Raw genomic sequence first — 24,514 nt, 5'->3', positions numbered from 1 at the left:
GATGTTACGATGCGTTACACGATATTATCTAAAGGTGATTCAAAATCAAATGCTTTAAAACATAAGATGATTAACCATATGAAAGATTTTCAAATGGTTGAAGACCCAGATAATCCAGAGATTGTCATTTCTGTAGGGGGAGATGGCACATTGTTACAAGCGTTTCACCAGTATAGTTACATGCTTTCTCGTTGTGCATTTGTTGGGATTCATACAGGACATTTAGGTTTTTATGCTGATTGGCTACCACATGAAGTGGAAAAGTTAATTATTGAAATTAATAATTCCGAATTTCAAGTCATTGAGTATCCCTTATTAGAAATCATCGTTCGTTATAATGATAATGGTTATGAAACTCGCCATTTAGCTTTAAATGAGGCTACTATGAAAACGGAAAATGGGTCTACGCTTGTTGTGGATGTAAATATAAGGGGTAACCAGTTTGAGCGTTTTAGAGGTGATGGTTTGTGTATATCCACACCATCAGGTTCAACTGCTTATAACAAAGCGTTAGGTGGGGCATTGATACATCCTTCATTAGAAGCAATGCAAATTGCAGAAATCGCATCGATTAATAATAGAGTCTTTAGAACGGTAGGTTCTCCCTTAGTCTTACCTAAACATCATACGTGTTTGATAACACCAGTTAATCAGGACACAATTTTAACTACCATTGATCATGTGAGTATTAAACATAAGAATGTGAATGCAATACAATATAGAGTAGCCAATGAGAAGATACGATTTGCTCGATTTAGACCATTTCCTTTTTGGAAAAGAGTTCATGATTCATTTATTTCCAGTGGAGACGATGAATAATGAAGTTTACTTTTAATATTACTGCTTCAGAAATGTTACGTTCTTTTTTACAACGACATCATTTCTCTAAGCGAACGATAAGCGCCATTAAACATAATGGCGCTTTAGTAGTTAATGGTCAAACTGTTACGGTTAGAAAACAATTGGCTATTGGTGATATTTTGGAAGTATACCTTGGTAAAGAAATCCCAAGTACAAATCTTAAACCTTATCAACAACCATTAAATATTTTATTCGAAGATGACTATTTAATTGTTGTATCAAAACCACCGTATCAGAACTGCGCACCTTCAAGAGACCATTTGCATTATAGTATAGTAGAACAAGTATTAGGCTATTTAAATGAAAAACAGCCTGGCATCAATCCCCATATAGTGACACGACTAGATCGTAATACCTCTGGAATTGTTATATTGGCTAAACATGGGTTTATTCATCATTTAATGTCTAACCTTAATATAGATAAAAAATATCTTTGTATCTGTTATGGTAAGACTGAAAAAGAAGGCGTGATAGATGCGCCCATTGCAAGACACCCAGAAAGTATTATTCAACGTCGTGTCGATGCAGCTGGAAAAACAGCGCAAACACGGTTTAAGCGAGTGGAATATAAGGAAGGATTTAGTATGTGTGAAGTAACATTACTAACTGGAAGAACACATCAAATACGTGTGCACTTTCAGCATATCGGTCATTCTATCGTAGGCGATGCGCTTTATGGTGGCAAGCATGAAAGCTATCCTCATCAACTATTGAGATGTACCCAGGTGGCATTCATACATCCTATAAAAAATCAAAATATTGTAATTAATGATAAATATGATGCAATAGAAACGCTATTTAATATGATATAATTTTAAACATACATGGAGGTGTACGAATGGCTAATGAGAAAGATTCAATCGTTTTAGAGGATGAACAAGTTTATGACCAAACATTATTAGACAATTTGTTGTTAAATAATCATATAGATGAATTTAGAGATGAATTCTTATCCATGCATACATATGAACAAAGTGAATACTTTGAGGATAGCAATGAAGATATACGCCAACGTATGTATGAAGTACTATCGCCAGAAGAAGTAGCGGATTTCTTTGAACAATTAGAAATTGATGAAGATGAATACGAATCACTTTTTGATGCGATGAATGCTAATTATGCAAGCAAGGTACTAGAAGAAATGTCTTACGATAATGCAGTTGACATTATGAACCAGCTATCTAAGCAAAAAATAGTTAGTCTCCTCACGTTAATGAATAGAGAAGATGCAAAAGAAATAAAAGCATTATTACATTATGATGAAGATACTGCCGGCGGTATTATGACAACTGAATATATTTCTTTAAAGGCAACCATGCCAGTAAAAGAAGCGCTCATGCATGTCAAAGAACAAGCGCCAGACGCTGAGACAATTTATGTTATTTTTGCAGTTAATGATAACAAACAATTGGCTGGGGTACTCTCTCTTAGAGATTTAATTATTGCTGAAAATGATGCATACATAGAAGACATAATGAGTGAACGTGTCATTAGTGCAAATGCTGCAGATGACCAAGAAGATGTAGCTCAAAAGATGAGAGACTATGATTTTATTGCAATGCCAGTTGTCGATTATCAAGATCATTTGCTAGGTATTATAACAATCGATGATATCTTGGATGTTATGGACGAAGAAGCAAGTGAAGACTACTCTCGTTTGGCTGGTGTATCAGACGTAGATGCAACAAATGATTCAGTGTTTACGACAGCTAAAAAGAGATTGCCATGGTTAATTATTTTAACATTTTTAGGGATGATTACAGCAACAATATTAGGTTCATTTGAAGATACTTTATCAAAAGTAGCATTATTAGCAGCATTTATTCCTATTATCAGCGGGATGTCCGGGAACTCTGGGACACAATCACTCGCCGTATCCGTACGTAATATTTCTACTGGTGAAATATATGAACAAAGTAAATTTAAAGTCGCTTTAAGAGAAGCGGGTAGTGGATTTTTAAGTGGTCTTGTATGTGCTTTGTTACTATTTATTATTATAATGGTGCTGTACGGACAAGCAATACTAGCTATCATTGTTGGTGGAAGTTTGACGATTGCAATGACGGTAGGTACTTTAGTGGGATCCATGATTCCCTTAGTAATGAATAAATTGAAAATTGATCCAGCGGTTGCTAGCGGACCATTTATCACAACAATCAATGATATTGTCAGTATGCTAATTTATTTTGGATTAGCTACATCATTTATGTCTTATTTAACTTAAGGGGGTTATATGGAATTTTTATCGCTTGTTGTCGTAGTGTTAGCGGCATTTTTTACACCAATATTAGTCAATCGACTCAGAATCACATTTTTACCTATAGTGGTAGCTGAAATTTTAATGGGCATTGTCATTGGGCACTCATTTTTAAATTTAGTAGAACGAGATGCAATGCTCAATATATTATCAACTTTAGGATTTATTTTCTTGATGTTCTTAAGTGGTTTGGAAATAGATTTTAAAGCTTTTAAAAGAGATAAAAGTTCAGCGAATAAAGAACAAAAATTGAAGAAACAAGAACCTGGCCATTTACAATTAGCAGTTGTTGTTTTCATGTTTATTATGATTATTTCTATTATTTTCGCATATATGTTTAAGTGGTTTGGACTTATTGATGATGTCTTACTAATGGTTATTATTATTTCTACGATCTCATTAGGTGTAGTCGTGCCGACACTTAAAGAAATGAATATTATGCGTACGACGATAGGTCAGTTTATCTTATTAGTAGCTGTACTTGCAGACTTAGTTACAATGATTCTATTAACAGCTTATGGTACATTACATGCTTCGGGTAATACATCGTTATGGCTAATTGGTAGTTTAGTCGTCTTTACCATTATTTTTTATTTGTTAGGCGGCATTTTCAAAAAAGCACAATTTTTACAGAAATTAATGGATGGTACGACTCAAATCGGTATACGTGCAGTATTTGCCCTGATTATTTTGTTAGTTGCTTTAGCTGAAGGGGTAGGGGCAGAAAATATTTTAGGTGCATTTTTAGCAGGTGTGGTTGTCTCATTACTTGGTCCAGATGAAGATATGGTTGAAAAGCTAGACTCTTTTGGCTATGGCTTTTTTATTCCAATCTTTTTCATAATGGTCGGCGTAGATTTGAATATTCCACAACTCATTAAAGAACCAGCATTATTATTAATTATTCCATTTTTAATTTTAGCATTTTTAATTTCTAAATTAATTCCATTGTTTTACATACGAAAATGGTTTGATATGAAAACAACGATTTCTTCCGCATTTTTACTAACATCAACTTTATCGTTAGTTATTGCTTCTGCAAAAATAGCAGAACAATTAGGTACAATTTCACCAGAAATTTCAGGTATTTTGATATTAAGTGCAGTGATTACATGTGTATTTGTACCTATTGTATTTAAAAAAATGTTTCCTATGCCTGATGAGGCCACTAGACAAATTGAAGTTAGTTTGATTGGGAAAAATCAATTAACGATTCCAATTGCCCAAAATTTATCATCACAACTTTATCAAGTATCGCTTTATTATAGAAATGATTTAAGTGATAAACGTAAATTGTCTGATGCCATTTCAATGATTGAAATTTCGGATTACGAAGAAGAGTTGTTAGAACGTCTAGGACTATTCGAAAGAAATATCGTAGTATGTTCTACAAATGATGATGAAATTAACCGTAAAGTAGCATTGATGGCTAAGGCGCATGGTGTGAAACGTGTTATCTGTCGATTGGAGTCTAGTTCGTCAGATGAAACGTTACAAAAAGCGGGTATTGAAATCTTCAGTAGTTATATGAGTAACAAAATTTTGTTAAAAGGTCTCATTGAAACACCAAATATGCTTAATCTTTTAAGTAATGTTGAAACATCATTATATGAAATTGCGATGTTAAATCATCAATATGATCAAATCCAATTACGTAATTTCCCATTTGGTGGAGATATTATCTTTGTACGAATTATTAGAAATAATGAATCTATCGTGCCACATGGTGATACACAATTACGTTACAGAGATAGAGTAATCGTTACTGGTTCAAAAGAATATGTAGACGAATTAAAACGCGAATTAGAATTCTATTATTAAGTTAGTGAAAAATAGAGCGAAGGACATTGCATGGTATGCAATGTCGTTTGCTTTATTTTTATGTTTTTTTTGTACGAAAGCGCGTTATACTGACAAATTTGGAAGTGAAAACGTATTAAATTTATGAGTATAGTAAAATAAATTGTTTATTCAATCAAACCAATGTTAAAATAGGGAATGCTTATATTGGCATAGAGCAAAGTGATCGTTCGTAGCTTCATAACTACTCGAACCAATTAAAAATGGAAATTTAAATAAAGGAGTTATATTCATGTTAAATTTAGAGAATAAAACATTCGTCATTATGGGTATTGCGAACAAACGTAGTATCGGTTTTGGTGTAGCTAAAGTATTGGACCAACTTGGTGCAAAATTAGTATTTACATACCGTAAGGATCGCAGTAAAAATGAATTAGAAAAATTAGTTGAACAATTAAACCAATCAGAACATCATATGTATCAAATTGATGTTCAACAAGATGAAGATGTCATTAATGGTTTTGCTAAAATTGGTGAAGATATCGGACATATTGATGGCGTATACCACTCAATTGCTTTTGCAAATATGGAAGATTTACGTGGTCGCTTTAGTGATACATCACGTGATGGTTTCTTATTAGCGCAAGATATTAGTTCTTATTCATTAACACTTGTAGCGCGTGAAGCAAAAAAATTAATGCCTGAAGGTGGTAGCATTGTAGCTACAACATATCTAGGCGGAGAATTTGCAGTACAAAACTACAATGTGATGGGTGTTGCTAAAGCAAGTTTAGAAGCAAATGTACGTTATTTAGCTTTAGACTTAGGTGAAGATAACATTCGTGTTAATGCGATATCAGCTGGTCCTATCCGTACATTAAGTGCGAAAGGTGTTGGCGGCTTTAACACTATCTTAAAAGAGATTGCAGAACGTGCGCCTCTAAAACGTAACATTGATCAAGAAGAAGTAGGTAAGACAGCGGCATACTTGTTAAGTGATTTTTCAAGTGGTGTAACGGGTGAAAATATCCATGTAGATAGTGGTTACCATATCGTTAAATAAAGAAACACAAAATACGCATGACCATCGTTACAATTCAACGATGGTCATGCGTATTTTTATATAAATGAGACCGAGACATAGATTATTGTCTCGGTCTCAAACTTTATTTTCAAAAAAGGAAGATGAGCGCATTTTATATAACCATGAGTTCATCTTCCCACTTATTTTTTGATGATTATTCTTTTACATCACTATTCGCTTTTTCCATAATCTTTTCTCGATAATGGAATACATTTCGAACAATTGTTTTAATGACTGCATATAATGGAACGGCTACTAGGATGAGTACGAAACCACCTAAATTACCAGCAGCAAGAATAACAACAATAATCGTTAGTGGGTGAATATTTAATGATTTACCCATAACGTTTGGTGTGATGACATTACCTTCTAATTGTTGAGCGATTAGTGTAATGATACATACCCAAATGAAAATTGTAGGACTTTGAATAATACCAATAATACCTGCTGGTGCAAATGCCATCCAAGGACCTAAGAACGGTATCATATTGGCAACACATGCAAATATAACAAGTAATAATGTGTAATTTAAACCTACAATAGAATAGCCTATATATAAAATGATACCTAAGATAATACTTACTGTCACTTGACCTTGAATATAAGATTTTAAAGTGTCATTTAAGTCTTTTAATAAATCAACAATAAATACTTTTCTTTCGCCTTTAAATAATTTAGCGATAAATGGAATAAAACGTTCGTGATCTTTTAACATATAGATCAAGAAGAATGGCACCATGATGAGTAAGAATAAAGTTGAAATAAATGAAGTCAAGTAACTTAATGAGTTAGATAAAACATTTGCAGTACTATCACTCATAGATTGAACCATTTTATTAATTCTATCTGTGACATCATTAGGTAGTCTTTCCATTTGGTCTAATGAAAAGTTAATGATGTGTTGAACTTCGTGCTGTAATGCTGGAATTTGATTAATTAAATTTTCAATTTGCTCGGCAATCAGTGGTCCTATATAACCAATGACAACACCAATGATGATAATTAAGCCAATGAAAATTAAAGTGATACTTCCCCAACGAGGGATTTTATTTTTTTCAAGTATTTTTTGAAAAGGTAAGCAAATATAGAATAAGAAGCTACTTAATAAGAGTGGTAACAACACCGATTGTAAAATAATAATAAATGGCGTGAACACACTATGGACTTCCATTACTAATTTGATTAGTAAAAACAGGATTAATAGTGCAATACCTGTTCTAAACCAAACCTTATTTAGCATAGAACGGTTCCTCCTAAAATTCATTATTTAAGTACAATTCAGTATATCTTAAATGAAGACATAACAAAAGATGAAATTAAAATTATTGAAGCCAATAGAGTATATTGTGATAAATAAAGAAATCTAAAAACGATATACGCGTGACGTCATATTAAATAGTGTGAAATTATTTTCCTTTGATATAAAGTCATTGTAAATATTTTATATTAATTATAACTTGAAATATATAAATTGTGAAAATGATTACTTATGAAATACGTTGCACGGAATATTTTATAAGTGTATAATGATGAAAAATATATCATTTTACATAATGGTACTACAAGGGGGATACATTATGTTAGAGGGGTTACTTACTTGGTTTTATGATATTGTTTGGAGCAAACCGTTAGTTTATGGGTTACTGATTACAGGTGTACTTTTTTCATTAATGATGCGCTTTTTCCAAGTTAGGCATTTTAAAGAAATGATCAGATTAATGTTTCAAGGGGAAAAATCACCTACGGGGATATCGAGTTTCCAAGCCATTGCACTGTCACTCGCTGGCCGTGTCGGTACTGGTAACATAGTGGGTGTATCAACTGCAATCTTTATTGGTGGACCAGGTGCTGTATTTTGGATGTGGGCAACGGCTTTCTTAGGGGCAAGTAGTGCATTTATAGAATCAACACTAGGTCAAATATATAAGCGAGAAGAAAAGGGACAATACCGTGGTGGACCAGCATTCTATATTGAATATGGGATTAAGGGCAAATTAGGAAAAGTCTATGGCTTAATTTTTGCTATTGTCACAGTCATTTCTGTAGGACTCCTATTACCAGGTGTTCAGTCTAATGCGATTGCCAGCTCTATGAAAAATGCATTTAGATTGGAACCATGGATTATTGCAATATTTTTAGCGGTGCTTTTAGCCTTAATTATTTTTGGAGGTATTAAATGGATAGCGAATGCAGCAACCGCTATTGTTCCATTTATGGCAATTGCATATATTATAATGGCTGTTATCATTATATTCTTGAATATTGAACAAGTTCCAGGATTGATTGCACTTATTTTCAAATCTGCTTTTGGTATGCAAGCGGCTTTTGGTGGTATCTTAGGTGCCATGATTGAAATCGGTGTTAAACGTGGATTGTATTCTAATGAGGCTGGACAAGGAACTGGACCACATGCAGCTTCAGCAGCAGAGGTGTCACACCCAGCTAAGCAAGGGTTAGTTCAAGCGTTTTCTGTCTATGTAGATACATTGTTTGTATGTTCGGCAACGGCTTTAATTATATTACTTTCAGGTACATATAATGTGACAGATGGAGGGACAACCTCAAGTGGTAAACCGAGTATGATTAAAGATAATGGCATTTTTGTAGAAATGTCAAATGGTGATAAAGATTATTCGGGTACAGCGATGTATGCACAAGCTGGTATTGATAAGGCCTTTCAAGGTGGTAGTTATCATTTTGATCCTGCATTTTCAGGCATTGGCTCATACTTTATTGCATTTGCGTTATTCTTCTTTGCATTTACAACGATATTAGCGTATTACTATATTGCAGAAACCAATATTACTTATTTGACTCGGAAGGGAACAGGAAGGACAACATTCTTCTGGATTAATGTCACGAGAGTCGTATTAATTGTTGCCACAGTATATGGTGCAGTGAAGACGGCGGATATCGCTTGGATGATGGGTGATTTGGGAGTTGGTATGATGGCTTGGTTGAATATCATAGCTATTTGGATATTGCACAAACCAGCTATTCAAGCATTGAAAGATTATGAATTACAGAAAAAACAACTAGGTTCTGGTAAAAAAGCAATTTACAAACCAGACCCCAAAAAAGTACCAAATGCCGTCTTTTGGCTAAAAGACTATCCACAACGTTTGGCCAAACAAAAAACAGATGAGTCATAGAGGTATTTACACCATAAATAATAAGATTTCAACATTTTAAAATAATGCGTCTCTTGGTACAATGTCATTAAGACTACGAGGGGGCGCATTATTTATGTATGATTTTAAACCAGGATGTATCACTAAAATTAATTTTCCTAGTAAAATATTAGATAGAGATGTCACACTATCTATTTATTTACCAAAAGATTTTACCGAATTATTTAAATATAAAATCGTATTTTGTTTTGATGGTGCTGATTTTTTCAGTTTTGGTAGAATTCATCGAACTTATGAGCAGTTACGAGAGGCCAATGAGGTAGAAAGAGCTATATTTGTTGGATTTCACTATGAAGATGTTGATAAACGGCGCGCAGAATTTCATCCACAGGGTGCACGTACACATTTAACTGTAAAAGCAATGGCCAATGAAATATTGCCATATATTGATCAAACATTTCCTACATTTAAAGTAGGTAACGCACGCATTTTATTAGGTGATAGTTTAGGGGGTAGTGCTGCGTTAATTACGGCGTTATCTTATCCGCGTATCTTCAGTCAAGTTGGTTTATTAAGTCCACAACATGATGAAGCGATTGAAATGTTAATTGAACGTTGTCAGTTTAAAGAACAATTATCCATTTGGCATGCTGTAGGATTAGAGGAAGAAGACTTTAAATTGCCAACAACAGGCAAATCTGCAGACTTTTTAACACCTAATCGAAAACTAAATCAAGTCATTGAAAAAAATGATTTCACATACCATTATTTAGAATTTAAAGGTGGCCATATGTGGAAGTCATGGAAACCATTATTAGGAGATCTGTTAAAATATTTTTTATCAGATAATATTTCTTTTTAATAATCTGAACTAAGATGACTTTAGAGTAACGAATTTTTCAGAAATTTGCTATAATGAAAATATGTTAAACAAAGGAGGAATTTAAATGATTTTAGGATTAGCATTAATTCCGTCAAAAGCATTTCAAGATGAAGTGAACGCATATCGTAAGCGTTATGATGCACATTATGCGACAATTATGCCGCACATTACGATTAAGGGGCAATTTAAAATAAACGATGGTGATTTAGAATCTGTTAAAGAGACAATTAAATCTAAAATCGAAGGCATTCCAACGATTGATATACATGCGACAAAAGCATCAAATTTTGCGCCAATCACTAATGTTATTTATTTTAAAGTTGAAAAAACTGAAACTTTAGAAAGACTATTTAATCAATTTAACAATGGTGATTTTTATGGTGTAGCAGATCATACATTCGTGCCTCACTTTACTATTGCTCAAGGCTTGACTAGTCAAGAATTTGAAGATATTTATGGTCAATTAAAGTTAGCGGGAATTGATTACAAAGAAACAATTGAGCAGCTTTCACTTGTTTATTATGATGAAAAAGAAGAAAAATGGAAAGTACTTGAGAACTATAACTTAGCTTAAGATTAAACTATAAAATATGAGTCATAACATACGATAAAAACTTGGAATGAATAAAAGCGCCACTCGCAATACTAGAAATAAATTTTCTAATATGCGAGTGGCGCTTTTTTATATTATTTAGTTAAGAAGTTTTAGTTTTATTGTTCACTTTTACAAAATAAATACCATAAAAGATGGCTAAGAATAAGAATACAAGTGCTGAGAAATAAAAAGTATTGTTAACTGATTTGGTGAATTCAGTAATGAGTCCACCTACAAGGGGACCGATCATTGAACCGAAACCTTGTACACTATTGAATACCCCCCAAGTTTCTTCTTGTTCATCTGAATGGATATGACTTGCCATAAACGTATTCCACGCTGGCAGTAAAATACCGTACATAAGACCTATAAATACTGCTAGCACCCAAACGATTGTAATATTTGTAATAAGTGAAAGTGCAAATATCATCAGCGTGTATAAGACAAAGCCACCAAAAATAACCCAGTACATAAATAAGGTGCCATGTTTATCTATTATTTTAGATAAGAAGAGCATTGAAATAGCACAACCGATACCGCCGAACACAATTGCCATAGTATATTCTAATGTGGAGACACCAACAACTTTAGTAGCGTATGTAGGTAATATGGGTACCAATGCAGTGATTGAAGCACCTTGTAATAATATACCAGGGAATAATATCATGTGACGTTTAGTCACATCGACAATTTGCCCTAATTGTTGTTTGACTGGGCGTGTATTGTAATTCGTCAATCTTATTTTCACGAAGTAGTATAATATCCAAGCGATTAATACAACGAGTGACATTAAAAATGCAAATTGAGTTGGATGGAATTTAAAAATGATATTCATACCAACCATACCGACTAGCAGGCCTAACAGCCAAGAGAAATATACATATCCCATTTGCTTACCACGATTATTCTCATCTACACTTGCTAACATAATCACCCAAATTGGACTCACAGCGATACCAAGTAAAATGGCACTGGCTATTAAAACAAAGGGCGATGTAGGGAACCAAATGACTAAAAATAAACTTGCAAAGGCAAGTAAGAAACCTAGTGTTAGCACTAATTTAGTACCTAAACGCTTAAGTAAAAAGCCAATCACAAAATTGGTAGTTGCATCAGCAATAAAATGTATAGAAATAGCGATAGATGTAATACCTACCGCGATAGATGTTGCTGTTGGAAGTAGCGCTAAATAACTGAGTATGTACATTCCGCGAGCGAATTCCATTAAGAATAAGATGATGAGCATGATTATGAAATTTTTATTTGAGTTGTAATTATTTAACGAAGAGCTTTGCATATAAAGGAACCTTTCCATATACTTCTTCATAATGAGATGAATGATTAAGTAAGTTTAATAAATCTTTACATAATTTATAAGTTGAATATGGAATTCTTGACGCGTCCATAGATTCTGACATCGAAGCTAATTTGGTCGGTGCATTCGTTAGAGCAGCGACTTGCTCAATAGCAGCTTCAGGTGTATTGGCAATACGACCATAGCCTTTTTCTTCAAAGTAAACTGCGTTCTCAAGTTCTTGACCTGGCGCAGGATCTAAGAAAATCATAGGGATTTGACGCGTTAATGCTTCTGAGATCGTGATGCCACCTGGTTTAGTAATCATCAATTGACTCGAAGCCATCCATTCATTCATATGTTTGGTATAACCTAAAATCAAGACGTTGTTATAATCTTTAAATTGCGATGTTAATGAACGTTTTAAATCTTTATTTTTACCACATATCATGACAACTTGTGCATGCGGACTGCGATTTAAAATTTCTTGAATCATTTGACCAAAACCTTTAGAAACACCAAAAGCACCCGCAGACATTAGAATTGTCGGTTTGTCAGGGTCTAAGTGATTTTGACTTAGCCATGCCGTTTTATCAATGTCTGTTTCGAATTTATCAGATATAGGAATACCTGTAACCTTCAATTTATCTTTAGGAATGCCAATACTTGCAAACTCATCTTTCAGTTCCTCTGTAGCAAGATAGTATCGTTGAGAGAAAGGTGTAATCCAATTCTTTTGCATACGATAGTCAGTCATGACAGTAGCGATTGGTATATTCATATCAAATTGCTCAGTTAATACAGACATGACTGGTGTAGGAAATGTGAGTAAGATAAGGTCTGGCTTTTCTTTCAAAAGTAAATTCATTAATTTATTTAATCCGTAATATTTATAGAAACATTTATCTAATTGATCTGGTTGGCTATAATAAAAAGCTTTATACATATTTCTAAAGTATTTAAAGCTGTTAATGTACCATTTTTTACAAATAGAAGTGAGGATAGGGTGTGCTTCTAAAAATAAATCGTGTTCGATAACTGTTAAATTGTCTAGATTCATTTCTTTGAATTGGTTCACTACACTCTGAGTAACTTGTAAATGCCCATTACCAAAAGATCCAGTAATTATCAGTATTTTTTTATTTTGAGTAACCATTAAAAGCCACCCTCCAATAGATTATATTTAGCTCATGTTAAGTTTAACGTATTTTTTTAACGTGTGAAAGAAAAAACACAATTAATAATGATTATATCATTTTACAATCAGATAAGAAATGCTACATACTGTATTGGAAATTAATACATATTAAAATAAGATTGTTGTATATCTATACCATACCACTATTAATCTAGAAGTAAGCTTGCAAAATGGTAATTTAAGCAAATATATAGAAAATATTAACAATTATATAACATGGGGTTAATATTTAACAGATTTTAAATGTATAAAATAGCTATATACAATAGGAAGAAATTATTAGCATCTCATCTTTAGATTCTATAAAATAAGTTGAAAATGTGTATAATAGAACTATTGGAAATAAAGGAGCGATAAATGTTGGATGCAAATGTGTTGTTTGAAAAAATAAGAGTGAAACAAGTTATCGGCACACTAGAAAAAAATATAACAGATATAACGACCGATTCACGTACGGCACAACATGGCAGTGTGTTTGTTGCCTCAAAAGGTTATACAGTGGATAGTCATAAATTCTGCCAAGATGTCGTTAATCAAGGATGCCAAGTGATTATCGTTAGCCATCAGCAAGAAATAACAGGCGATGTAACTCAAGTTATCGTACCTGATACTTTGCGTGTGGCTAGTTTATTGGCAAATACATTGTACAATTACCCTAGTAAACAATTGATAACTTATGGTGTAACTGGAACAAATGGTAAAACGTCAATTGCAACAATGATACACCACATATATAGAAAGTTAGGTAAAGGAAGTGCTTATTTAGGTACGAACGGCTTTCAAATTAATGAGGATAAATCAAAAGGTGCTAATACGACGCCTGAAACAGTCTCATTGACTAAAAAAATAAATGAAGCAGTAGAAAAAAATGCAGAAGCTATGACTTTGGAAGTGTCAAGTCATGGATTATCATTAGGTAGATTACGAGGCGTTGATTTTGACGTAGCAATCTTTTCAAACTTAACACAAGATCATTTGGACTTTCATGGTACTATGGAAGCCTATGGACATGCCAAATCATTATTATTTAGTCAATTAGGAGAAGACTTATCACAAGAAAAGTTTGTAGTATTGAATAAGGATGACGCTTTTTCAGAATATCTTGCCTCTGTTACACCATTTGAAGTATTTACATATGGAGTGACAAATGATGCACAATTTACAGCACATCATATCAATGAATCGTTACAAGGTGTGCAGTTTACCTTTAAAACCCCTGAAGGTGAGTTTCAAGTGAAATCACCTTACGTTGGTTTATTCAATGTCTCTAATATTATGGCAGCAATGATTGCTGTGTGGAGTAAAGGTATTGCGTTAAATGATATCGTTGATGCGGTAGAAAATCTAGAACCAGTTGAAGGACGATTGGAAGTACTTGATCCGTCATTACCTATAGATTTGATTATAGATTATGCACACACGGCTGATGGTATGGATAAACTGATAGATGCGGTTAAACCATTTGCTAAACAAAAATTGATATTCTTATGTGGTATGGCTGGAGAACGAGATTTAACGAAGACGCCAGAAATGGGCCGGGTCGCTTGTCGTGCAGACTATGTTATTTTTACACCTGATAATCCAGCTAATGATGACCCTAAGACACTAACTCAAGAATTAGCAAAAGGTGCTACACATGATAATTATATTGAATTTGAAGACAGAGCTGAAGGTATTCGTCATGCAATCAATATAGCGGAACCAGGAGATACTGTCGTATTAGCTTCTAAAGGGCGTGAGCCTTATCAAATTATGCCTGGACATGTCAAAGTGCCACATCGCGATGATTTAATTGGTCTTGAAGCGGCTTATGATAAATTCGGTGGTGGTCCACTTGAAGATTAAAAATTTACATTTTAATGAAATAACTGGTCATGTGTATATTTATGAAAACAAAGTGAATCAATGTATGTTAATCGCAATTCCTGATATGCATTGGTCATTAGAAATCGATTCATCTTTAAATGAAGATGATATGAACGAGGAACTTGTGATACACTTGTTTACGTTACTTGATGAGTCAACAGCTTCACAAATTGCTGATGACATCGTTAAATGGATATTTGAAAGTTAAAGGAGAGTATAAATGAGTATAAAGGAAGAAGTAGAATCAAGAAAAACCTTTGCGATTATATCTCACCCAGATGCTGGTAAGACTACATTAACAGAAAAGTTATTACTATTCGGTGGTGCGATAAGAGAAGCAGGTACGGTTAAAGGTAAAAAAAGTGGCAAATTTGCGACGAGTGACTGGATGAAAGTTGAGCAGGAGAGAGGGATTTCTGTTACAAGTTCAGTGATGCAATTTGATTATGACCACTATAAAATCAACATTTTAGATACGCCAGGACATGAAGACTTCTCAGAGGACACATATAGAACACTGATGGCAGTTGATAGTGCTGTAATGGTGATTGACTGTGCTAAAGGTATCGAACCTCAAACATTGAAACTATTCAAAGTATGTAAAATGAGAGGTATACCTATTTTCACATTTATTAACAAATTAGATAGAGTCGGTAAAGAACCTTTTGAATTATTAGATGAAATAGAATCTACATTAGAAATCGAAACATACCCAATGAATTGGCCAGTAGGTATGGGGCAAAATTTCTTTGGTATTATCGATCGTGAATCTCACACAATAGAGCCTTTTAGAGATGAAGAAAATGTACTGCATTTAAATGATGATTATGAATTGGAAGAAGACCATGCAATGAAAAACGATAGTGCATTTACTCAAGCAATCGAAGAGTTAATGCTTGTCGAAGAAGCGGGCGAAACGTTTGATAATGAAGCATTATTAAGCGGTGATTTGACACCTGTATTTTTCGGATCTGCACTAGCGAATTTTGGTGTTCAAAATTTCTTGAATGCTTATGTTGATCATGCGCCAATGCCGAATGCTCGTCAAACTAATGAAGATATAGAAGTTAGTCCATTTGATCTTGATTTTTCAGGATTTATATTTAAAATTCAAGCTAATATGGATCCTAAACATAGAGATAGAATTGCATTTATGCGAGTTGTAAGTGGTGCTTTTGAACGTGGTATGGATGTAACCCTTCAACGTACACATAAAAAACAAAAGATAACACGTTCAACTTCGTTTATGGCAGATGATAAAGAAACCGTTAATCATGCTGTTGCAGGCGATATTATTGGACTTTATGACACAGGAAATTACCAAATTGGTGACACGCTCGTAGGTGGTAATCAGAAATTCAGTTTCCAAGAACTACCGCAATTTACACCGGAATTGTTTATGAAAGTTTCTGCAAAAAATGTTATGAAGCAAAAACATTTTCATAAAGGTATTGAACAGCTTGTTCAAGAAGGTGCTATTCAATATTATAAAGCATTGCATACAAATCAAATTATTATTGGTGCAGTTGGACAATTACAATTTGAAGTATTCGAACATCGTTTGAAAAATGAATATAATGTTGACGTAGTGATGGAACCGGTTGGTCAGAAAATTGCACGTTGGATTGAAAACGAAGAAGACATAAAAGATAAAATGAGTACATCACGTTCAATCTTAGTAAAAGATATATACGATAACTATGTATTCTTGTTTGAAAATGAATTTGCTACAAGATGGTTTGAAGAAAAGTTCCCAGAAATTAAATTATATGGATTGTTATAAATTTTATTTTTGTGTATAATAACTATATTAATAGAATACCTATGACTCAGTTGTCAGAGGGGAGTAACTTAACTTTAGTTGAAAATATATGAGTTTCGCATACAATCGTTTATATATGGAAAGTAATGCAACTTGTTTATCTTTTAACTTAGTCATTTTATCGTCATTACGAAGTATCAAACTTCCGGTAAAGTGGGCAGAATAAAACTGTCGAGTGAGACCTTTGCTAATAGTGAATATGGATTGCCAGTTGGTTCTTAACATCATTATAGATGATGAAGACAAGTGCAAGTTACGTAAACACTAGCTTAGCTTAGGTCTCTATTTTTATGCTTAAAAAATTAAAGGAGTTGTCCTATATGGATCCAAGTTTGATCTTACCTTATCTATGGGTACTATTAGTGCTCGTATTTTTAGAAGGTTTACTCGCTGCAGATAATGCAGTTGTAATGGCTGTTATGGTGAAACATTTACCACCAGAGCAACGTAAAAAAGCACTGTTTTATGGTTTGCTTGGTGCATTTGTATTTCGTTTTATTTCTTTATTCTTAATCAGTATCATAGCGCATTTCTGGTGGATACAAGCACTAGGTGCGATATATCTACTTTATATGTCAATACGGAACTTGATAACCTTCTTTAAAGAGAAAGATCAGCAAGAGCATGATGGTACCGACGATCATCATTTTGATGATGATGGAGAAGAAATTCATGCCAGTGCTAAATCATTCTGGGGTACAGTATTGAAAGTTGAATTTGCAGATATTGCTTTTGCAATAGACTCAATGCTTGCAGCACTTGCAATAGCAGTTACGTTACCAACGGTTGGTATACACTTTGGTGGTATGGACTTAGGTCAATTTGCTGTGATGTTCTTAGGTGGTATGATAGGTGTTATCATTATGCGTTTTGCAGCAACATGGTTTGTCAACTTATTAAACAAATATCCGGGTTTAGAAGGCGCGGCATTTGCCATTGTTGGTTGGGTTGGTATTAAACTTGTTGTTATGGTGTTAGCGCACCCAGACATTTTAATTTTACCTGAACACTTCCCACACAGTATTTTATGGCAATCTATCTTCTGGACAGTTATGATATTATTAGTTCTAATTGGTTGGTTGACGTCAGTTCGTCAAAATAAAAAAGAAGAGAAAAAATAATCATTTATTATTAGACTGGAAAGCCATTGTGCTTTTCAGTTTTTTGTTTGCAGAAAATAGTCTATTTTAAATAATGATTGTTTAAGTAAATTTAAAAATATCTGCTTAAATTATTTAAAGAGAAAATGAGATAAAGTTAGAAATTTGTATAAAAAGTGCTTATAATCAAAGCTAAGGTATAAATGATAAAATATTTGAAAATATAATAGCTAAATAGTAAATTTGGCGATTTCTGCAATGCATTTACACACTCAATCAAAATAGAATTCAGTATAAATATTTGTGTGTACTAGTAAAATAAATCGGAAAAATCCTTAATGATATGTCATAATGGATAGTATAGAAAAGATGTAGTTTAGGGGGGCGTTTTTGTGGCGAATGATAAAAAACATGTGATACCAAGAGAGAAATATGGTCGTAAAAGACGAGAATATTTTCACAATGAAGAACGGGAACAACGTGTCCAAATGGAACGTAAAGCTAGAAAACAACGGGCTGAAAAAGCGGAAAAATTAGCAAAGAATAACGAAGAACGTGTTAAAGAAAATTTAAGAAAAGCACGCATAGAAAAACTAACACAAGAAGAAATTCAGCAGCAACAAGCAATGGCTGCGAAACGAAATAGCAGTAATTCAGAAAGTGAATTTGAACTATCTGAAGATAACGCTCTGAATCATGTATCTAAGCAACAACCAGAAGAAGTTTCGCCTACATCGGATATAGCCAAAGATGATGTTGAAGTGGCATCAACGACAAATGAAACAAATGGTTATTTAAAAACCAACGAAACATCAAATGATTCAGATATAGATGTAAATGCGTCTACTAACAAAGACCGTTTACATGATGATCATTTTTATTCTGAAGAAGCGCAACAGTCAAGGGTTAATCAGTATATTGAAGAAGATAACTCAGATAAGGTTCATAACAATATTGCCAGAAATCATAAGTCTGGACAGACAGATGATAAATCTGACCAACACAGACATAGTGACCAACCAACTTTAATAGATAAAGTTAAGTATTTCTTCAAAGAACACTGGGCGAAAGTACTAATTGTATTGGCAGTTATTTTGTTAATTGTCTTAATTAATGCCATCTTTAATAATGTAGATCATAATGGAAACACGAAGGATAATATATTCCAAAGCAACGATAATGCTAATAAAGAAAAAACATATACAGATACAATGAAAAGTGCGAATAGTGCCATTCATTCCATCGTAACAGTCGAAAATGATACAAGTAATAATAGTTCATCTGCGGAGAAAGAGACACAAGAAGCAGGAAAAGAAAATGAATTAGGATCAGGTGTCGTCTACAAAAAAGTGGGCGACTCTATTTTTATCATGACGAATGCACATGTTGTAGGTGATAAAAAGGAACAAAAAATTACATACGGTAATAATGATACATCTATTGGTAAGGTCATTGGAACGGACAAATTTTCTGATATTGCAGTAGTTAAAACCAAAATAAAATCAGGTAGTGATGTTAAATCAATTAAAATGGGTGATTCCAGTACATTAGTCCTCGGTGAGCCTATTATTGTCGTAGGGAACCCACTAGGTGTTGACTTTAAAGGTAGTGTTTCAGAAGGTATTGTGTCTGGTTTAAATCGTCATGTGCCAGTTGATATCGATAAAGATAATCAATATGATGTGCTCATGAGCGCTTTTCAAATGGATGCACCTGTTAATCCTGGTAATTCAGGTGGTGGTGTTATTGATAAAAATGGTAAATTGATTGGTATAGCTTCTTTAAAAATTGATATGGATCATGTTGAAGGAATTGCATTTGCAATCCCAGTCAATGACGCTGAATCTATTGCCAAACAACTTGAAGCAAAAGGTGAAGTTAAATATCCTAATACTGGCATAAAAATCGCGAATGTTAAAGATATGGATGAAGCTACGCATCAATCCCTTAACTTACCTGAAGAGGTTAATAAAGGTGTTGTCATTGGAGATGTAAAAGACAATAGTTTAGGTGAAAAATCTGGGTTGCAAAAAAATGATGTAATAGTAGAATTAGATGGTAAAGAAGTTGAAGATAATCTAAGATATAGACAGATTATTTTTAGTCATAAAGATGATTTAGATACATTGCCAGCAAAAATATATAGAGATGGTAAAGAGCAAGATATCAAGATTAAATTGAAGTAGCGTTGAGGTGAGTACGCGTTGTCCATTTTCAATCAATTATTTAAAAAATCAAGTCCTCAACAAGGTATTGTGATGTATTATATAGTCGCGATTATCGTGGCATTCTTACTGTTGAACTTACCTTATGTTCATAAAGCAGGTGTCTCTGTAGACCCAATCGATTCATTGTTTGTTGCTGTTTCAGGTGTGAGTGTTACAGGGTTATCACCAGTTAATATTGTAGAAACATATACGACGTTTGGACAAATTATCATCATGATCATCCTAAACATTGGCGGTATTGGTGTAATGGCAATTGGAACAATGTTGTGGGTAGTACTTGGTAAACATATTGGTATGCGTGAAAGACAGTTAATTATGTTGGATAATAATAAAGATACAATGAGTGGTACAGTTAAATTAATTCTCGATATCGTGCGTACCATTTTAATAATCGAAGTGGTTGGTGCAGCATTATTAACGTTCTATTTTTATCGAGATAACCCTGATTTGCAGTATGCTATCATGCAAGGGTTATTTGTTGCAGTATCGGCAACGACGAATGGTGGTTTAGATATTACCGGTCAATCCTTGATTCCATATGCTAATGATTATTTTGTGCAAACCATTGTAATGTTTTTAATTATATTAGGTTCGATTGGCTTTCCTGTGTTAATTGAAGTGAAGGCATATATTAAAAATAGAATCCCTAATTTTAGATTTTCATTATTTGCTAAAATAACAACAGTAACGTATTTAGTACTATTTGTATTTGGTGTCATTATCATTTTACTATTTGAATATAACCATGCATTCCAAAATATGTCTTGGCACAAATCGTTATTCTATGCTTTGTTCCAATCTGCAACGACGAGAAGTGCTGGATTACAGACAATTGATGTAAGTCATTTTGGTGAAGGTACGAACGTGATTATGAGCATCTTGATGTTTATTGGGTCATCACCAAGCTCGGTCGGTGGTGGTATTAGAACAACAACATTTGCAATTTTAATCTTATTTTTATTGAACTTTAATAATAATAGCGAGAAATTGTCAATTAAAGCATTTAATCGTGAGATACATACAACAGATGTTCAACGATCATTTGCAGTGTTCACAATGGCAGGTATTTTAACTTTTGCAGCGACGATTTTTATATTAGTTGTTGAGAATGGTAAAATTTCATTTCTTCAAGGCTTTTTTGAGGTGATGTCTGCGTTCGGAACGTGTGGGTTATCATTAGGTGTCACTGGCGATTTTAATGATATGTCGAAAGTTACACTTATGATATTAATGTTTATCGGACGTGTAGGTTTAATTAGCTTTATTATAATGATTGGTGGACGTAGAGAACCAGATAAATTCCATTATCCAAAAGAACGTGTGCAAATTGGATAATGTGATGAGTATAGAATCCTAAAAAAACACTTAGTTGAACGACAAATTCAATTAAGTGTTTTTTAATTATCTATTTTTAATATAGTTATAAATAATGAAGATAAGATATTAGTATCGACGTAATTTAAAAACATGTTAAACTGTGATTAACGAGGAGAGAGGCATATGAAAAAAAGTGAAAAGATTGCAATTGATGTTATTGCTACTTCAGATATGCATAGTTATTTTCTAAATGGAGATAATGGTTCTAATATCTATCGAGCTGGTACGTATGTTAAATCGAAAAGAGAAGAAAATGAACATGTCATTTTACTAGATAGTGGCGGGAGTTTAGCGGGTTCTCTGGCTGCGTTTTACTACGCTGTGGTAGCGCCATATAAACGCCATCCAATGATAAAATTAATGAACGCCATGCAATATGATGCAAGTGGCATTAGTCCTAATGAATTCAAATTTGGATTATCCTTCTTTTCTAGAGCAGTTTCATTATCGAGATTTCCATGGCTTTCTGCCAATATTGAATATAAGAAAACACGTGAGCCTTATTTTTCAACGCCTTATACAATTAAAGAAATAGAAGGTGTTAAAATTGCAATCGTTGGATTAACTTCGGACGGTTTAATGGAGAGAGAGCATTTTGAAATGGAGAATGATGTACAAATTGAAAAAACCTTGCTGTCTTCTAAGCGATGGATTCGATTTATTCACGAAACAGAGATGCCAGAATTTCTAATTGTCATTTATCATGGGGGATTAGATCAGCTTAATAAGTCATCAAATGAACGTGAGCAAAATGTGAATGAAGCAGAAAAACTAATGCAAACCTTAGGTGTCATCGATTTGCTTATTACTGGTCATCAGCATCAAACATTTATTGGAAAAGATGAAAAAACTTTATATGTTCAAGCTGGCCAAAATGCAGAACAGTTAATTCACGTGAAAATCAATTTTAAAAAGCGAACGAATTCATTCGAATTAGAAAATGTAGAATCAAAAATCGTTGATTTAAATGAATATAAAGAAGATGAAGCGTTATTAGATTTAACTTATTATGATCGAAAAACAGTTGAACATTGGGGAAAAGAAATTTTAACAAATAAAGATATAGATGCACATATTGATGGGTTAGATGACGTGATTACCAAACCTCATGCATTTACCCAACTATTACATGATAGTATACGTCGCAAATTTGATTATGATATTTCCTGTGTCCATTTGCCTACAAGCGGCGAAACTGGATTATCTGGACAAATTACTAATGAGGCATTATATAATGCATATCCTCATCCAGATGTACCAATTGATTTAACTTTGAAAGGTCAACAAATAAAAGATATTTTAGAATATTGTTATGCACATATTGAATTTAGTGGAGGTTCGTTAAGCTTAACTATTGTGGATGAAACACTCTGTACATTTTGGCAAGGTGTGGACTATACAATTGATATGAATGCATTGCCATTTGAAAGGGTTCAATTAAATAATATAACATTAGATCATATGTATCGCGTAAGTATGACAGATTATTGCTACAGAAATTATAAACAATATTTAGAGCAAGCAGTTATTCATGAAACAGGTGAAATTACGATGGTTGAATTGATTTCACGAAATTTGAAAGATGACCAATATAAAATAAAACAAAAACAGACATTTGAAGTTTTAATATAAGCACGTCTAGTATATAAGTAACTTTGACTAAAAATAAACGTCAATTTCTATTGAGATAATATAGAAATTGACGTTTTCTTTACTTTTTGCAAAATTATACGAAAGTATCTTTATTTAGAATATTAAATTAAAGATTATATGATGTTGTAACATCCTGACTCTCGGGCGCATTGTATAAATATCGTTTTGTATCGCTAACTTTCAATAGCTTGAATGAATCTCCAAAAGTGCAAAATGTTAATAACGAAAGGGGAGTGGGACAGAAATCAAATTTTTTAATAGAGATTTCGTAGTCCCACCTATGCAATCAAGGCAAGGATGACTAGGATTGAAATGTTTATCTGAGCTAAAGCACATGCATAAGTCTCCTAGAATTTTATGCAGAATACATAAGCTTTGGCTTATGCATAAGAACCACTGATTTTCATAAATTGAAAAAGTAGTTCTTTAAATCAGTGAGACTTTACATTTTCAATTCAGTCATCTGCTGCCTAAATGAAAAACAGTCTGAGACAACTATTTATGTCTCAGACTCCTTTTCATTTGAGAAGGGTATTGAAGTCCCAACGTTTATTAATAATCGTATAGGTTTATACGTTGAATATTAATAAGATAACAACTGCTACAATTTGAGCTACAACAGTTGTTGCTATTCTGCGTGTATAGAAATAACTTAATGAAAGTGCCATTTGTACAATAAATACAAAGAAAACAATCCATAAGTTGTCAAGATAGTAAAATAATGAAGCAGAACATAATGCTGTAATTATAATACTTAACCAACTTGGGATATTTAATTTGATTAATTCTTTTTGTAAAACAGTTCTCATGTAAAGCTCATGACAAGGTATAACAAAGACTAATGTTACTAACATTTGCCATTTATAATAGACACCCGTACGTGTGAGTTCTTTGATTAATTCAGCATATTTTATATCAGAAGCAATTGCTGCGATAATAAGTTGAATAATAATCAATACAATACCAGTAATAATGCCCACACCTAGTGATGTGAGTAAACGTTTAGATTCAATATCTCTCTGATAAAAGATATAACTGATACCAGCAATTAGCATAATGCCCGTATAAAGATACCAATATTCTTGTTTCTCGCCCCACATTACCAAAAGAATAATGTGGAATACTATGAAACTTACGACAAACCAAATTAGTGCCTTAGAAATTCTATTCATTTTAACTATCCTTCTTGTTCGACGATTGTGTATCGTTTGTGATTAATGACAGTTTTTTCTGGCAAGTCTAGTTCTTCGAAGTTCTCCATAATTGTTAAATCAACAATTACTGAGTTGTCATTAATTTTTTCAACTCGACCTTTTAAGCCGTCATAAAATTCTACGATATTTCCCACTTCTGCAACAGTCATTT

Annotated in this window: 20 protein-coding genes; 15 read left to right on the top strand and 5 right to left on the bottom strand. The window is 33.3% G+C overall.

Features of this window, described 5'->3' with window-relative positions; genetic code table 11:
- Positions 1-9: 9 nt before the first annotated feature.
- The 5 genes from KA893_RS03105 to fabI all read left to right on the top strand — a co-directional run bounded on the left by KA893_RS03105 (position 10) and on the right by fabI (position 5,981).
- Positions 10-819 (top strand): NAD kinase, encoded by an 810-nt coding sequence (locus KA893_RS03105; RefSeq protein WP_011303480.1) that lies wholly within the window; start codon positions 10-12, stop codon positions 817-819.
- Entirely contained in the window at positions 819-1,673 is an 855-nt protein-coding gene (locus KA893_RS03100; RefSeq protein WP_194375914.1) for an RluA family pseudouridine synthase, read from the top strand. Before KA893_RS03105 ends, KA893_RS03100 begins: the two co-directional genes overlap by 1 nt.
- 26 nt (positions 1,674-1,699) lie before the next feature.
- The gene (gene mgtE, locus KA893_RS03095) at positions 1,700-3,085 is read left to right on the top strand and encodes a magnesium transporter (protein ID WP_002483753.1); all 1,386 of its coding nucleotides are present in this window, start codon (positions 1,700-1,702) and stop codon (positions 3,083-3,085) included.
- A gap of 9 nt (positions 3,086-3,094) precedes the next feature.
- Positions 3,095-4,939, top strand: a complete 1,845-nt coding sequence (locus KA893_RS03090; protein WP_011303479.1) for a monovalent cation:proton antiporter family protein — start codon at positions 3,095-3,097, stop codon at positions 4,937-4,939.
- A 271-nt stretch (positions 4,940-5,210) separates the two neighbouring features.
- Positions 5,211-5,981: an enoyl-ACP reductase FabI gene (fabI, locus tag KA893_RS03085; protein WP_002483750.1), complete on the top strand. Its 771-nt coding sequence runs from the start codon at positions 5,211-5,213 to the stop codon at positions 5,979-5,981.
- A 175-nt stretch (positions 5,982-6,156) separates the two neighbouring features.
- Here the strand turns inward: fabI and cozEa are convergent, their stop codons facing one another.
- On the bottom strand, positions 6,157-7,242 hold the full coding sequence (gene cozEa / locus KA893_RS03080) for a lipoteichoic acid biosynthesis protein CozEa (protein WP_037538884.1): 1,086 nt from the start codon (positions 7,240-7,242) through the stop codon (positions 6,157-6,159).
- A gap of 337 nt (positions 7,243-7,579) precedes the next feature.
- Between cozEa and KA893_RS03075 the strand changes: the two genes are divergently transcribed.
- The 3 genes from KA893_RS03075 to KA893_RS03065 all read left to right on the top strand — a co-directional run bounded on the left by KA893_RS03075 (position 7,580) and on the right by KA893_RS03065 (position 10,590).
- Positions 7,580-9,154, top strand: coding sequence for an alanine/glycine:cation symporter family protein (locus KA893_RS03075; protein WP_037538882.1), 1,575 nt, complete (start codon positions 7,580-7,582; stop codon positions 9,152-9,154).
- A 94-nt stretch (positions 9,155-9,248) separates the two neighbouring features.
- A complete protein-coding gene (locus tag KA893_RS03070; RefSeq protein ID WP_037538881.1) occupies positions 9,249-9,995 on the top strand; it encodes an esterase family protein in 747 nt (248 codons plus the stop codon).
- A gap of 85 nt (positions 9,996-10,080) precedes the next feature.
- The gene (locus KA893_RS03065; RefSeq protein WP_002483746.1) at positions 10,081-10,590 is read left to right on the top strand and encodes a YjcG family protein; all 510 of its coding nucleotides are present in this window, start codon (positions 10,081-10,083) and stop codon (positions 10,588-10,590) included.
- Positions 10,591-10,711: 121 nt separating this feature from the next.
- Here KA893_RS03065 and ltaA read toward each other — a convergent pair whose 3' ends face one another.
- Entirely contained in the window at positions 10,712-11,908 is a 1,197-nt protein-coding gene (gene ltaA / locus KA893_RS03060) for a lipoteichoic acid biosynthesis MFS flippase LtaA (RefSeq protein WP_037538878.1), read from the bottom strand.
- Entirely contained in the window at positions 11,886-13,061 is a 1,176-nt protein-coding gene (locus KA893_RS03055; protein WP_037538876.1) for a diglucosyl diacylglycerol synthase, read from the bottom strand. The genes ltaA and KA893_RS03055 overlap by 23 nt, the downstream gene beginning before the upstream one ends.
- Positions 13,062-13,463: 402 nt before the next feature.
- On the opposite strand from KA893_RS03055, the gene KA893_RS03050 reads away from it, so the two are divergent.
- From KA893_RS03050 to KA893_RS03020, 7 genes are all read left to right on the top strand, one after another.
- Positions 13,464-14,948 (top strand): UDP-N-acetylmuramoyl-L-alanyl-D-glutamate--L-lysine ligase, encoded by a 1,485-nt coding sequence (locus tag KA893_RS03050; protein WP_075339805.1) that lies wholly within the window; start codon positions 13,464-13,466, stop codon positions 14,946-14,948.
- The gene (locus KA893_RS03045; protein WP_037538874.1) at positions 14,938-15,177 is read left to right on the top strand and encodes a YueH family protein; all 240 of its coding nucleotides are present in this window, start codon (positions 14,938-14,940) and stop codon (positions 15,175-15,177) included. The genes KA893_RS03050 and KA893_RS03045 overlap by 11 nt, the downstream gene beginning before the upstream one ends.
- Positions 15,178-15,189: 12 nt before the next feature.
- Positions 15,190-16,752, top strand: coding sequence for a peptide chain release factor 3 (locus KA893_RS03040; protein WP_002483741.1), 1,563 nt, complete (start codon positions 15,190-15,192; stop codon positions 16,750-16,752).
- 359 nt (positions 16,753-17,111) lie between these two features.
- On the top strand, positions 17,112-17,912 hold the full coding sequence (locus KA893_RS03035; protein WP_037538871.1) for a TerC family protein: 801 nt from the start codon (positions 17,112-17,114) through the stop codon (positions 17,910-17,912).
- Positions 17,913-18,283: 371 nt separating this feature from the next.
- Complete coding sequence (locus KA893_RS03030; protein ID WP_210125579.1) at positions 18,284-20,077, top strand: trypsin-like peptidase domain-containing protein; 1,794 nt, start codon at positions 18,284-18,286, stop codon at positions 20,075-20,077.
- Between the two features lie 18 nt (positions 20,078-20,095).
- Positions 20,096-21,454 (top strand): TrkH family potassium uptake protein, encoded by a 1,359-nt coding sequence (locus KA893_RS03025; protein WP_002483738.1) that lies wholly within the window; start codon positions 20,096-20,098, stop codon positions 21,452-21,454.
- Between the two features lie 165 nt (positions 21,455-21,619).
- Positions 21,620-23,128 (top strand): bifunctional metallophosphatase/5'-nucleotidase, encoded by a 1,509-nt coding sequence (locus KA893_RS03020; protein ID WP_002483737.1) that lies wholly within the window; start codon positions 21,620-21,622, stop codon positions 23,126-23,128.
- Positions 23,129-23,718: 590 nt separating this feature from the next.
- Here KA893_RS03020 and KA893_RS03015 read toward each other — a convergent pair.
- A complete protein-coding gene (locus KA893_RS03015) occupies positions 23,719-24,321 on the bottom strand; it encodes a CPBP family glutamic-type intramembrane protease (RefSeq protein ID WP_002483736.1) in 603 nt (200 codons plus the stop codon).
- Between the two features lie 5 nt (positions 24,322-24,326).
- Positions 24,327-24,512: a YkvS family protein gene (locus tag KA893_RS03010; RefSeq protein ID WP_002483735.1), complete on the bottom strand. Its 186-nt coding sequence runs from the start codon at positions 24,510-24,512 to the stop codon at positions 24,327-24,329.
- Positions 24,513-24,514 lie beyond the last annotated feature (2 nt).

Source organism: Staphylococcus sp. GDY8P126P (assembly GCF_017891965.1).
In the GTDB taxonomy this organism is placed as follows: domain Bacteria; phylum Bacillota; class Bacilli; order Staphylococcales; family Staphylococcaceae; genus Staphylococcus; species Staphylococcus saprophyticus.
Note: the sequence above shows the minus strand (reverse complement) of the source record. Positions and strands in the feature narration are given on the sequence as shown.